We start from the raw sequence: 13,866 nt of genomic DNA, 5'->3' as shown, positions 1-13,866 counted from the left end.
ATAAATCCGGCACTGATACACCGTATTCGCGAGCAAGCCCGCTCCCACATTTGGATCAGTGTTCGCTTAATTCAATTGCAAGCTGTGCATCACCGGTTTCAAGGCCGGATACAGCTCCAGATAGCTGGCAAACGCCCGGTCATACACCCCGACATTCCCCGCCTCCGGCTCCGCCCGCAGCTCCAACTGCACCCAACCTTTCTCCATCTGCCGGTCATCCACCACCCCCACCGCATGGGCCGCCAACAACGCCGCGCCCAAGGCCGCCTCTACCTCTTGCACAATGGTGTAGACCGGGAAGTGGGTGATGTCCGCAATAATCTGCATCCACAAATCAGAATGGCTCGCCCCACCCACCACAATCAGCCGTGGATCAAGGGAATGCGCCCCACGGGTGCCCGCTTCGATATTGTGCCGCAGGGCAAAACTCACCCCTTCGAGCACTGCGCGGTACAGGTGGATCCGGCTGTGATAGAGGTTCAGCCCGACAAAGCTGCCGCTGGCCCGGTCATCCCACACCGGGCTGCGTTCGCCCATGAGATACGGCAGGAACAACAGCCCTTCACTGCCCGCCGGGATCTTCGCGGCGCTCTGCTCCAGCAGCCACAAACTGTCCTGGCCCGTCTCTTTCGCCTGCTGCTCCTCCGCCTGGCAGAACTGTTCGCGAAACCAGCTCACCGACGCCCCGGCGGTGATCGCACCACCGAAGATGTACAGGTCCTGATGGCCGTTATAGACGTGGGGCATGCTCACCAGGCCATGGCGCGCATCCACCTGCTGATTGAGATAACCCCAGCACATGCTGGTGCCGATCATCGCCACGTGATTGCCCGGCCGCGTCACCCCGGCCGCCAATGTGGCCATGGCCGCATCCACGCCCCCGGCCAGGATCGGCGTGCCGGCCTGCAAGCCCAGCCGCTGGGCCCATTCCTCCAGCAAACCACCGACCACTTCACCGGAATACAGCAAACGCTCCGGCATCATCGCCAACGGAATCCCAAGCGCCGCCAGCATCTCGGCCGACCAGCCGCGCCGGGCCACATCGTAGACGCCACCGATATTGCCGGCGCTGCTGTGGTCCACCGCCAACTCACCGGTCAGGCACCAATTGATGTAGCTGTTGGGCGGCAGCAGGTAGCGGGTGTTGGCCCACACCTGCGGCTGGTGCTGCTTGAGCCAGAGCATCTTGGTGAAACCGTAGTAGCTGTCCACCGAGTTGCCGGTGACCGCAAACAGCCGCTCCAGGTCCACATGCTCGCGCACCCACTCCACCTGCTCGCCCGCGCGCCGGTCCATCCAGATCAGGCACGGGTGCAGCGGCGTGATCTGCTCGTCCACAGCAATTCCGGAGCCGCCATACAGGCTGCTGATGCACAGCGCCTTGACCTGCTCTTTCCCTACGCCGGCCTTGGCCATGCACTGGGCGACGCAGGCCTCCACCGCATCCAGCCAGAGCTGCGGCCACTGCTCGGCCCAGCGCACTTTCGGGGTATCCACGCGATACCCCTGGCTGTGCTGGGCGATGATCAGGCCGTCCGCATCCACCAGCAGCGCCTTGGTGCTTTGCGTGCCGATGTCCACACCCATTACGTAGTTCATGTCAGAGCACCGGCTTCAGCAGCACCTTGATCGACTTGGTCGAGTTGGCCAACTCAAATGCCTCGGCCCAGCTGTCCAGCCCGAAGTCATGGGTCACGATGCCCTTGGACGTCACCAGGCCACGCTCGAACAAGTCGATGGCCACCGGGTAGCAATACGGCCCCAGGTGCGCACCGCGTACGTCCAGCTCCTTGCGGTCGCCGATGATCGACCAGTCGGCGCTGGTCTCGGCGCCAAACACGCTGAACTCGACAAACCGGCCGAGCTTGCGAATCAGATCCAGGCCCTGGGTAACGCCCGCCGGTACGCCGGTGGTTTCGATGTACACGTCGCAGCCGTAGTTGTCGGTCAGGCTATTGATGATCTCCCGGGCGTTATCCCGGGACGGGTTGATCACCACGTCGGCACCGTACTGCTTCGCCAGTTCCAGGCGCTCGTCGACCATGTCGATCACCACCAGTTTCTTCGGCGTTTTTAGCGCTGCCACCTGCACCATGCACAGGCCCAGGGTGCCGGCACCAGCAATAACCAGCACGTCATCCAGCTGGATCTCACCGCGGTTGACGGTGTGAATCGCGCAGGACATCGGCTCGATCAGCGCCGAATCTTCCAGGGACACCGACTCCGGAATCTTGTGCACGATGGCAGTCTTTGGAATGCGCATGTACTGGGCCATGCCACCCTCGGCGACTTCACGCTGGAAGCCGAAGATGTTGTGCACCTCGCACATCCAGTACTTGCCCGACTTGCAGAAGCGGCACTTGCCGCACGGCACGATCTGCTCGGCGATCACCTTGTCGCCAACCTTCACCTCAAAGTGCTCCTCGGCGCCCTCGCCCGCTTCCACCACGTAGCCAAAGAACTCGTGCCCCGGCACCACCGGGGCCTTGACCCACGGGTTATCGCCGCCCCAGAACATCGCGGCGCCCGAGTGGCATTTGCAGTCACTGGCGCAGATGCCGCAGGCGGCGATGCGAATCACCAGTTCATTGACCCGCGCCTGGGGTTTGCTGATGCGTTCCAGGCGGTAGTCTTTCGGGCCGTGGCAGACGACGGCTTGCATTTGGTTGTGCTTTTCCATGATGTGCGGACCTTTCTTGAGCATGAGAGAACCCATCGCGGCCACCATGGCCGCGTGGAGATGACCGGTTTACTTGTGGCGCTGACGGCTGATAAAGATCGCCAGCAAAATGATCCCGCCCTTGATCACACTCTGGACGTAGGGCGAGACCCCGAGCATGTTCAAGCCGTTGTTCAACACCCCCAGCAGCATGGCGCCGAGCAAGGTGCCGACGATTACCCCGCGCCCACCGGCAATCGAGGCGCCGCCCAGGACCACCGCGGCAATCGCATCGAGTTCGAACGACACCCCGGCATTCGGCTGGCCGCTCATCAAGCGTGAGGTCAGCACCAGCCCGGCAATCGCGGCGGTCAAACCGCTGATGCCATACACCAGCAATTTGAAGCGCGCCGCCCGCACGCCGGACAGGCGTACCGCTTCCTCGTTGCCGCCGATCGCGTAGATATAGCGGCCGATGCGGGTGTGTTGCAGCAGCACATAGGCCGCCAGGTACGTCACCAGCATGATCAGGATCGGCACCGAAATACCGAACAGGCTTTCGCGGCCAAAGAAGCCGAACCACTCCGGCAAACCGGAAATCGGGTAGCCGTCGGTGTACATCAGGCCGAACCCACGGGCGATGCCCATGGTCGCCAGGGTGACGATGATCGGCGGCATGTGCAGGTAGGCGACAAACAAACCATTGCCGATGCCGAACGCCACGCCGACCAGCATCCCGGCGCCAATTGCCAGGCCCGGCGGCAAGCCTGCGACCATCAAGCCGGCGGTCAAGGTGCCGGACAACGCCATCACCGGCCCCACCGACAAATCGATGCCGCCGGTGAGAATCACGCAGGTCATGCCCACCGCGATAATCGCGTTGATCGACACCTGGCGCGCGATGTTCGACAGGTTGTTGGCCGTCAGGAAGTTATCGCTGGCGAAGATCATCACCAACGTCACCACCAGCAGCCCGACAAAGGGATAGAACGCCGGTGAGCGAATCAGCCGCGCCAGGTTCAGGCGCAGCCGGCCAGGCCCCACGGCATTAATGGACGTATTCACTTGAGCCCCCTGTTGCATGGCGCATGACCTCTTGAGGATTGACGGCAGACGCTTCCAGTACCTTGACGATGGCGCCCTTGTGGAACACCGCGACGCGGTCGCACATGCCGATGACTTCCGGCAGTTCCGAGGAAATCATGATGATTGCGTAGCCCTGTTCGGTGAGGCTGCGCATCAGTGCGTAGATCTGCGCCTTGGCACCGACGTCGATGCCACGGGTGGGTTCGTCGAACACCAGCACGTCGCAGTGATGGTTGATCCAGCGGGCAATCACGACTTTCTGCTGGTTGCCGCCGCTGAGGTTGAACACCCGGCTCTCGCCGCTGGGGGCCTTGATCGACAGCTGGCGCATCAGCGCTTCAACGCTGGCGCATTCCTTGTCCTTGTCGATCAGGCCGCTGGCGTTCTGGTATTTGGGCAGGTTGTTGAGAGAGATGTTTTCGCGAATGCTGAAATCGGTGATCAGCCCTTCGGTCTTGCGGCTTTCCGGCAGCAGGCCGATGCCATGGGCCAAGGCCTGGGCCGGGTCGTCGAGGGTGATTTGTTCACCCCGCAGCCACACGTCTTTGCTCACCGACGGCAGCGCGCCCATCATGCCCAGCGCCAATTCGGTACGCCCGGAACCCACCAGGCCGGCAAAGCCGAGAATCTCGCCCTTGTGCAATTCAAAGTGGTTATGGGGGCCGTTGCGCACCAACTGGATGTCCTTGACCTCCAGCAGCAGCGGCCCGCGTGCGGCGGTGGGCTTGGGCGGAAAACTGCACTCCAGGCGCCGCCCGACCATCATTTCCACCAGGCGGTCGATATCGCTGTCGGCCACATCGGTGACGCCCACATTGCCGCCGTCGCGCAGCACGCTGATGCGGTCGCAGACCTGGAAAATCTCCTCCAGGTGGTGGGAGATAAAAATCACCGCCACCCCCTGGCGCTTGAGTTCACGCATGATTTCGAACAGCAGCTCGGCTTCGCTCGGCGTGAGGGTGGCGGTGGGTTCGTCGAGCACCAGCAGCCGAGCGTCCAGGGCCAGGGCCTTGGCGATCTCGACGAATTGCTGCTCGGCCACGCTCAGGTGCCTGACCGCGCATTGCAGGTCAATACTGACACCGAGGCGCTTGAACAACGCCTCGCTGGCCTCGACCATTTCGCGCTTGCGCAACAGGCCAAAACGGTTGCTCAGCTCGTGGCCGAGGAAGATATTTTCCACCGCCGTGAGGTAGGGAATCAGGCTGAATTCCTGGAACACAATGCCGATGCCGGCGGCAATCGCATCACGATACGTCGCGAACTGCCGAGCCTCGCCGTCGATCAGGATCTGCCCTTCGTCCTGGTGCTCGACCCCGCCAAGGATCTTCATCAAGGTCGATTTGCCTGCACCGTTTTCCCCGAGCAAGGCATGAATCTCGCCGCGCTGCACTTCCAGGTTGATCGCCTTGAGGGCTTGCACCCCCGGGTAGCGCTTACAGATATTTTCCAGCTTCAGAAGACTGCTCATACCGCCGACCTCGCATTCAGATGGATGACCTGTGCCCCACGCCTGGCGTGGGGCCTGGGTGTTTTACCAACTGAAATCCTTGGCCTTGCCCTGGTCGATCAGGGTGATGTCCACCGGGATTGTGGCCGGCACTTGCGAGCCCCACTTCTTGGCCAGGGCGATGCCCAGGGCGAGGCGGATCTGGTCACGGGGGTATTGCGCGGAGGTGGCGATGAATTTGCTGCCGGGTTTCTGGATGGCCTTGATCGCTTCCGGCGCGCCGTCGACGCTCACCAGCTTGACATCCAGGCCGCTGGCTTCGATGGCCGAGAGTGCGCCGAGGGAGCCGTTGTCGTTGACGCTGAAAATGCCCTTGAGGGTGGGCTGGGCCTGCAGCATGTTTTCGGTGACGGTCAGCGCCTGGTCACGTTCCTGCTTGCCGTTCTGGATGCTCACGATCTTGATGTCCGGGTGCTTGGCCACGGCCTCCTTGCAACCGCGCACGCGCTCCAGGATCGGTACCACGGCGATGCCGTCGAGGATGGCGATATTGCCCTTGTCCCCGATGTTTTTGGCCAGGTATTCGCAGGCCTGGAAGCCGGCGTCGAAGTTCTTCGAGCCGACGAAGGAGTCCAGTGGGCCTTCGGCCTGGGCGTCGACGGCGACCACGACTACGCCGGCGGCGTGGGCGGATTTGACGGCTGATTGCACGCCGACGGAATCGGTGGGGTTGATCAGCAGGATGTCGATGCCTTTTTGCAGCATGTCTTCGACGTCGCTGACCTGTTTGGACACGTCGTGGCGGGCGTCGGTGATGATCAACTGCGCCCCGATGGTCGCCCCGGCTTCCTGCAGGGCGTCTTTCATGGTGACGAAGTAAGGGTTGTTGATTTCCTGGAAGGACGCGCCGATGCGGATGGGGGCGGGTTTGGTGTCGGCCAGTGCCAGGCCAGCGGTGCCAAGATTGATGCTCAGAGCCAACAAACACAGGGTTTTCGGAAGCATTTTCATGGTGGGGATCTCTGTTTTGTTTTTATTTTTAGAGCAAATGTTATCGTTAACATTTTGTAAGAAGCTAGCAAAGAAATTGGGGGGTCGCAAGGGGTGTTTGATCGGTGGTGGCGGGTGTGGTGGACATATCTGTTGCTGCGGTAACGGCCGCTTATGGTTCCGCTCTTACAGCGGCTCCTCGCTTAGGCTCGGAGTGCCCTCACTCCGGCCAGCGTGGTTTAACGGGGCGCCTAAGATCAAAATCAAGATCAAAAGCAAGAGCACAGCGGCCTGAAAGCCGGCTTGAGTGTTAAAAGCTAAATCAAAAGCTAAAGCGGGCACGGTTCAAATGTGGGAGCTGGCTTGCCTGCGATGGCATCACCTCGGTGTGTCTGGAAGACCGAGGTGTCTGCATCGCCGGCAAGCCAGCTCCTACAGAAAAGCAGCTCTGCTTTCGCTCTGGTTTTTGATCTGGCTGTTAAACACTCAAGCCGGCCGGTAGGCCGCTGTGCTCTGCTTTTGATCTGCTTTTGATTTTGATCTGCGGGCCCCGTCAACCACGATGGCCGCAAGTAGGCACGGTGGAGCGGGTAAATCGGCAGGGATGCCGATTTAGCCGCGCCGGGCCATGGATGGCCCGTCGCGGCGGCCCGCGGAACCGGGCCGGAGTGCGGGCATGCCGAGCCTAGGCGAGGCACCGAGTGGTGGGGCAAAGACCTTTTGGTTACTTTTGGGGCGTTTGCCAAAAGTGACCCGCTGTAAGAGCGGAACCATAAGCGGCCGTTACCGCAGCAACGGATATGTACACCTTCAGGCCCGACTCCGCAGCCACTGCATAAACCCCTTCTTAACCGGCACCACAGGCGCCTCCTGCGTCAAACTCTGAGCCGCATGCAACCTGAAATCCAACAAACTTTTCATAGCCTCACTGATGTCATGCCGAGCATCCAGACAAGGCTTCAGATACTCCTTCTCAATCCGATACAACGTACAAAACGTCTTCGCCGAAAAGTCCGCAGGCACACCCTGCTCCGAAAGAATCCCGGCCTCACCAATCACCTCCCCAGGCCCCATCCGCCCGGCTTCAAACTTGTGCCCGGCCTTGGTCAACATCACCGAAATCACCCCGGACTCGATGATAAACAGGTGATCACTCACCTCCCCCGCCGGCAAAATCATCTCCCCGGCGCGAAAGGTCTGCAGCGTCATGTTCTGGCTGAATGTCTCCTTCTCCTCCTGCCTCAACGTCGAGAAAATAGACGAGCTCTCCAACAACGCCCGAGCCCGGGAAACCGTCACCGGCGCATTACTCTCGGCAGCCGACAACAAGCTCACCCCCGCCGCCTGCAAATGCCGAAACGCCAAATCATAAAGCTGATTGCGCACCTCACGCTTAAGCGCCATGGCCGGCACAAACCCGCTGATCTCATACTCCACGCCACCACTGGCCGACGTCTTGAACGCCACGCTCGGCGCCGGCTTGGCCAACAACGGCCGACACCCCTGCATCGCCCGCTCCAGCGCATCCAGCACGGTTTGGGGCCGCGCATGGGGGCTGACTTGCAGGCTGACCGCCAAGCCAAACATATCTGCGGGACGTGAGAAGTTGATGATCTTGGCCTTGGCCGCCAACGAGTTGGGCACCACCGCCAGGCTGCCCTGGGAGGTTTGCAGTTGGGTGGCGCGCCAGTCGATGTCGATCACCCGGCCTTCGGTGCCGTCGATGGAGATCCAGTCATCCAGTTGGTAGGGTTTGGTGGTGTTGAGCACGATGCCGGAAAACACGTCGCTCAAGGTGCTTTGCAACGCCAGGCCGACGATGATTGCCACCGCGCCGGAAGTGGCCAGCACGCCCTTGACCGGCAGGTCGAGCACGTAGGCCATGGCGGCGATGATCGCGATCAGGAAAATCACCGCGCCCACCAGATCCTGCAACAGCCGCCCGGTGTGGCCGACCCGCTGCATCATCACCGCGCCGAGCAATACCGTGAGGGTGCGCGCCGCAAACAGCCACCAGCCGATCTGGAACGCCGTTGCCGCCAAATGCAGCGCCACGTTGTCGCCGAACGGCGCGACCTGCATCGGGTTCATGCCTTCGTTGAACAGCACGGCGCTGAACACCGCAAAGATCACCAGCCGCGCCGCCAGCTTCCAATTGGCGAAATCGGCAGAGATCAAACGCCATACGGCAATATCGATCAGCACCAGCGCCAAGGCACAGAACATCGGGTGATCGGAGATAAATGAGGGCATTCAGGCGACTCCAGGGCGAATGCCATGAAGATCGCATGAAATGCCTTTGGAGGGTATAGCGCCCTAGCGCTGCATCTGCCCGAATTGCCCGGACTGATAGTCGGCAAACGCCTGGTGGATTTCCTGCTCGGTGTTCATCACGAACGGGCCGTGACCGACGATGGGCTCGTCGATCGGTTCGCCGCTGAGCAGCAACACCATGGCATCGTCGCTGGACTCGAGGCGCAGTTGCGTGCCATCGCGCTCAAACAGTGCCAACTGCCCTTCCCGCGCCACCTCGGTTGCGTTGATCCGCAGCGTGCCGCGCAATACCACCAGCGCGGTGTTGCGCCCGGCATGCAGGTCCAGCGTCACCGAACGGCCGGCGTTGAGACGCATGTCCCACACGTCGATCGGCGTGAAGGTACGGGCCGGGCCCTTGACTCCGTCGAACTCGCCCGCGATCAGGCGCAGGCTGCCGGCGTTGTCGGCCAGGGGCAGCGTCGGGATATCGCCATCGAGAATGGTCTGGTAACCGGCGTCGGTCATTTTGTCCTTGGCCGGCAGGTTGACCCACAACTGGACCATCTCCAGAGCGCCGCCGCTGCGGGCAAAGGCCTCGGAGTGAAACTCCTCGTGGATGATGCCCTTTGCCGCAGTCATCCATTGCACATCGCCCGGGCCGATGGTGCCGCCGGCGCCGGTGGAATCCCGGTGCTCGACTTCGCCTTTGTACACGATGGTCACGGTTTCAAAGCCGCGATGGGGATGCTGGCCCACGCCGCGACGTTGCTCGGTCGGGGTGAACGCCGCAGGACCGGCGTGATCCAGCAACAGGAACGGGCTGATCTGCTTGCCCATGGTGTCGTAGGAAAACAGCGTGCGAACCGGAAAGCCGTCGCCGACCCAATGGCCACGTGGGCTGGTGTAGATGCCGATGATCTTTTTCATATGTGTCTCCAGTAATGGATACACCTTAAATCCGATACCAATTCCGCGCTAGACGGCAAAACCGGCCCTGATCGTCCCATCAGTGGAACAAAGACTCGGGGCTGGATTATTTTATATTTCGACCATAATATGGCGACAAATATTACAAGCGTAATTTTTAGCTCACCCCGCCCCACGGAGCCCGACATGAACCCTCTCCCCCTGCGTCTTCTCACCCCCCTGGCCCTGCTGGCGGTACTCAGTGGCTGCAACAACAAGGCCGACCCCGTCGCCGAAGCGCCCCTGCCCCGCCCGGTGCTGGCCGCCAAGGTCGAAGCCGCCGGCAGCCAGCAAAGCGCCTACACCGGCGTAGTGGCCGCGCGCACGGAAAGTGACCTGGGGTTCCGCGTCAGCGGCAAGGTGATCGAGCGCAAGGTTGATCCCGGCCAGCACGTCAACCGTGGCGACACTTTGCTGGTGCTGGATATCGGCGACTTCGAACTGGCCCTGCGTTCGGCAAAAAACCGCGTCAATGCGGCCCAGGCGCAACTGCGCCAACGCCGGGACGATGAATCCCGCTACCAGCGCCTGGCCAATACCGGCGCCGTGTCGCGGCAGATTTTCGACCAGTCCGCCACCAACCTGCGGGTGGCCGAAGCCGAGCTGGCCTCCGCGCAATCCGACGCCAGCCAGATCGAAAACCGCCGCACCTACTCGGTGCTCAGGGCCGACAGCGACGGCATCATCACCGACGTGCGGGTGGACCGCGGCCAAGTGGTCGCCGAGGGGCAAGTGGTGGCGCGCCTGGCTCACGACGGCGCCCGGGAAGCCATCGTCAACCTGCCGGAAAACCAGCGCGACCAGGCTTCGCAAAAAGCCCTGGCGTTCCCCTTCGGCGCCCCTGAGCAGGCAGTGACCGCCACGTTGCGCGAGCTGTCTGCCAGCGCCGACCCGACCACCCGCACCTACCGGGCCCGCTATGTCTTGCATGGCCCCGTCGACCGCTTCGCTCTCGGCTCGACCATCACCGTGCGCCTGCAAGGTAACGGCCAGGCGCAACAGACCCGCGTGCCCATCGGGGCGCTGCAGGATGCCGGCAAAGGCACCGGTGTGTGGGTGATTGGCGCCGATGACAAGGTCAGCTTCGCCCCGGTCAACGTCGCCAGCCTCGGCCAGGAGGACGCGTTGCTGGACAGTGGCGTGGACCCCGGCCAAGTAGTCGTCGCCCTCGGCGCGCACCTGCTGCACAGCGGTGACGCGGTACGCCTGTTGCCGGCCCAGGTATTGGCCCTCAACCGTCAGCAGGAACACTGATAATGCGCGGGATCAACCTCTCCGAACTGGCGGTCAAGCATCGCGCGGTCACGCTGTTCCTGATCATCGCGATCCTCGCCGCCGGGGTCTTTGCCTTTGGCAAACTGGGGCGCGCCGAAGACCCTTCGTTCACCGTCAAGGTCATGACCATCACCGCCGCCTGGCCCGGCGCCACCGCGCAAGAGATGCAGGAGCAAGTGGCCGACCGCCTGGAAAAACGCCTGCAGGAGCTGGACTATTACGACCGCGTCGAAACCATCGCCCAACCGGGCTTCGTCTCGATGCGCATGACGTACCTGGAGTCCACCCGTCCCAGCGAGATCCAGGACCTGTTCTACCAGACCCGCAAAAAGCTCAGCGACGAAGCCGCGAAGTTGCCCAAGGGGGTGATCGGGCCGTTTTTCAACGATGAATACTCCGACGTGTACTTTTCCCTGTACGCGCTGGAGGCCGAACACCTGCCCCACCGGCAACTGGTGCAAATGGCCGAGGACATGCGCCAGGGCCTGCTCAATCTGCCGGGAGTGAAGAAGGTCAATATCCTCGGCGAACAGGCGCAGCGGATCTTCGTCGAGTTTTCCTATGAGCGCCTGGCCACCTTGGGCATCAAGCCCGAGCAGATCTTCGCCGCCCTCGCCGCCCAGAATGCCGTGGCGCCTTCAGGCTTTGTCGAGACCGCCGGGGCACGCGCCTATATCCGCATCGACGGGGCCTTCGACAGCCTGGCGCTGATCGAAAACGTCCCGCTGGAAGCCAACGGCAAGCTGCTGCGCATCGCCGATGTGGCCACCGTCAGCCGGGGTTATGAAGACCCGCCCAGCTACCGTATCCGTCATCAGGGCGACCCCTCGCTGATGCTCGGGGTGATCATGGAGAAGCACTGGAACGGCCTGGAACTGGACAAGGCTCTCAAGGCTCAGGAAGCGAAAATCCAGGCCGACCTGCCGCTGGGGGTCAACTTCGCCAAGGTCTCCGACCAGGCGAAAAACATCAGCCTGGCGGTCAACGAGTTCATGCTGAAGTTCTTCGTCGCCCTCGCGGTGGTGATGGTCATCAGCCTGCTGGCCCTGGGGTTCCGCGTCGGGCTGGTGGTGGCCGCTGCGGTGCCGCTGACCTTGTCGATCGTGTTTGTGATCATGCTGATGACCGGCCGCGAATTCGACCGGGTGACCCTGGGCGCGTTGATCATTTCCCTCGGCCTGCTGGTGGACGACGCGATCATTGCGATCGAGATGATGGTGGTCAAACTCGAGGAAGGTTTTGACCGGATCCACGCGGCCACCTTCGCCTGGAGTTCCACCGCCGCGCCGATGCTCACGGGCACGCTGGTGACGATTATCGGCTTCCTGCCGGTGGGTTTTGCCCGCTCGGGGGCCGGTGAATATGCCGGGAATATTTTCTGGATCGTCGGTTTTGCGCTGATCGCCTCGTGGCTGGTGGCGGTGGTGTTCACCCCGTACCTGGGGGTCAAGCTGCTGCCGCACATCGAGCCGGTTGTCGGCGGCCACGACGCAATTTACGCCGGGCGCTATTACCAGAAACTGCGGCGCCTGGTGGATGCTTGCGTGCGCAGACGCTGGCTGGTCACCGGGCTGGTGGTGGCGGCCTTTGTGCTGTGTGGCCTGGGCATGGGCGTGGTGAAGAAGCAGTTCTTTCCCAACTCCGACCGTTCCGAGCTGATTCTGGAGGTGTACATGCCACCGGGCAGCGCCTTCAAAAGCACCGAGGCGGTAGCGGCGCAGGTGGAAAAGGCGTTGATGGAGGAGCCGCAAACCGTCATGGTCGACACCTATGTCGGCGGTGGTGCACCGCGGTTTTTCCTGTCGCTGAACCCTGAGCTGCCAGACTCGGCCTTCGCCAAGTTGATCGTGCAGACCGCCGACGCCCATGCCCGGGACAACCTGAAAAAACGCATGGCTGAACGCATCGCTGCCGGCGAGTTTCCATCGGCGCGGGTGCGCGTCACCCAGTTGGTGTTCGGCCCGCCGGTGCCCTTCCCGGTGGTGTTTCGCGTGTCCGGTCCCGACCTGAATGTGCTGCGCAGCCTGTCTGAAGATGTGCGCCAAGTGGTCGCGGCCAACACACTCACGCGGGACAGCTTCCTCGACTGGGGCGAGCGCGCCAGCAGTTACCGCCTGGTACTCGACCAGGACCGCCTGCGCCTGCTGGGCTTTACCCCCGACGGGGTGAAATCCCAGCTCAACGCGTTGCTCAGCGGCAACCCGATCACCGAAGTGCGCGAAGGCAATCGCACCGTTTCAGTGGTTGCCCGCTCCCAGGGCAGCCAGCGCGAAGACCTCGGCAACCTGGACAATATGACCCTGACCAACAGTGCCGGCGTCTCGGTGCCATTGGCCCAGGTCGGGCATTTCCAGGCGGTGATGGAAGAACCGATCCTCAAGCGCCGCAATCGCGCACTGACCGTGGAAGTGCGCGCCGACATCGTCGACGGCACCCAGCCGCCAGATGTGGAAATGGCGGTGTACAAGGACCTGCAACCCCTGATCGCCAAGCTGCCGGCCGGGTATCAGATCGTCATCGGCGGCCCGGTGGAAGAAAGCGCCAAGGCCAACGTGGCGCTGGCGGCACTGTTCCCGATCATGATCCTGCTGACGTTGACGGTGATCATGTTCCAGGTGCGTTCGTTCGGGGTGATGTTCATGGTGTTCGCCACCGCGCCGCTGGGGCTGATCGGAGCGGTGCCGACGTTGTTGCTGTTCAACCAGCCGTTCGGGTTCAACGCGATATTGGGGTTGATCGGGATTGGCGGGATTCTGATGCGCAATACGCTGATCTTTACCGACCAGATTCGGCAGAACCAGGACCAGGGCATGGTGATTCGCGAGGCGATCATCGAGGCCACGGTGCGCCGGGCACGGCCGGTGATATTGACCGCGCTGGCGGCGGCGTTGGCGTTTATTCCGCTGACGCTGTCGGTGTTCTGGTCGTCGCTGGCGTATGTGCTGATTGGCGGGGTGTTGGTGGGGACAGTGTTGACGTTGCTGTTCTTGCCGGCGTTGTGCAGTCTGGTGTTAGGGCGGGAGAAGACCCGGGAAGTGGTGACTGCAACCTGATCCAACCAACACCACAAACCAATGTGGGAGCGGGCTTGCTCGCGAAAGCGGTGTACCAGATAAGCAGATGTCGACTGATAAACCGCATTCGCGAGCAAGCCCGCTCCCACACAAGCCCGCTCCCACATTTA

At 62.2% G+C, this 13,866-nt stretch carries 9 protein-coding genes; 2 read left to right on the top strand and 7 right to left on the bottom strand.

Going from position 1 to position 13,866, the window contains the following annotated elements; genetic code table 11:
• Positions 1-66: 66 nt before the first annotated feature.
• From V6607_RS12865 to V6607_RS12835, 7 genes are all read right to left on the bottom strand, one after another.
• A complete protein-coding gene (locus V6607_RS12865) occupies positions 67-1,599 on the bottom strand; it encodes an FGGY-family carbohydrate kinase (protein ID WP_134326233.1) in 1,533 nt (510 codons plus the stop codon).
• A 1-nt stretch (position 1,600) separates the two neighbouring features.
• Positions 1,601-2,680 (bottom strand): alcohol dehydrogenase catalytic domain-containing protein, encoded by a 1,080-nt coding sequence (locus tag V6607_RS12860; RefSeq protein ID WP_032898587.1) that lies wholly within the window; start codon positions 2,678-2,680, stop codon positions 1,601-1,603.
• Between the two features lie 69 nt (positions 2,681-2,749).
• Complete coding sequence (locus V6607_RS12855; RefSeq protein ID WP_003215773.1) at positions 2,750-3,742, bottom strand: sugar ABC transporter permease; 993 nt, start codon at positions 3,740-3,742, stop codon at positions 2,750-2,752.
• The gene (locus V6607_RS12850; protein WP_008430598.1) at positions 3,708-5,216 is read right to left on the bottom strand and encodes a sugar ABC transporter ATP-binding protein; all 1,509 of its coding nucleotides are present in this window, start codon (positions 5,214-5,216) and stop codon (positions 3,708-3,710) included. Before V6607_RS12850 ends, V6607_RS12855 begins: the two co-directional genes overlap by 35 nt.
• A gap of 63 nt (positions 5,217-5,279) precedes the next feature.
• Positions 5,280-6,206, bottom strand: coding sequence for a substrate-binding domain-containing protein (locus V6607_RS12845; protein ID WP_134326232.1), 927 nt, complete (start codon positions 6,204-6,206; stop codon positions 5,280-5,282).
• A gap of 789 nt (positions 6,207-6,995) precedes the next feature.
• Positions 6,996-8,438 carry a mechanosensitive ion channel domain-containing protein gene (locus V6607_RS12840; RefSeq protein ID WP_063028913.1) on the bottom strand — a complete coding sequence of 481 codons (1,443 nt, stop codon included), beginning with the start codon at positions 8,436-8,438 and terminating at the stop codon, positions 6,996-6,998.
• Between the two features lie 63 nt (positions 8,439-8,501).
• Positions 8,502-9,368: a pirin family protein gene (locus V6607_RS12835; RefSeq protein WP_134326231.1), complete on the bottom strand. Its 867-nt coding sequence runs from the start codon at positions 9,366-9,368 to the stop codon at positions 8,502-8,504.
• A 186-nt stretch (positions 9,369-9,554) separates the two neighbouring features.
• Here V6607_RS12835 and V6607_RS12830 point away from each other — a divergent pair, with 186 nt between their 5' ends.
• Positions 9,555-10,661, top strand: coding sequence for an efflux RND transporter periplasmic adaptor subunit (locus V6607_RS12830; RefSeq protein WP_003210248.1), 1,107 nt, complete (start codon positions 9,555-9,557; stop codon positions 10,659-10,661).
• A gap of 2 nt (positions 10,662-10,663) precedes the next feature.
• Complete coding sequence (locus tag V6607_RS12825; protein ID WP_134326230.1) at positions 10,664-13,735, top strand: efflux RND transporter permease subunit; 3,072 nt, start codon at positions 10,664-10,666, stop codon at positions 13,733-13,735.
• The last annotated feature ends 131 nt before the right edge of the window (positions 13,736-13,866 follow it).

It is taken from the genome of Pseudomonas sp. KK18, assembly GCF_037094675.1.
Taxonomy (GTDB): domain Bacteria; phylum Pseudomonadota; class Gammaproteobacteria; order Pseudomonadales; family Pseudomonadaceae; genus Aquipseudomonas.
Note: the sequence above shows the minus strand (reverse complement) of the source record. Positions and strands in the feature narration are given on the sequence as shown.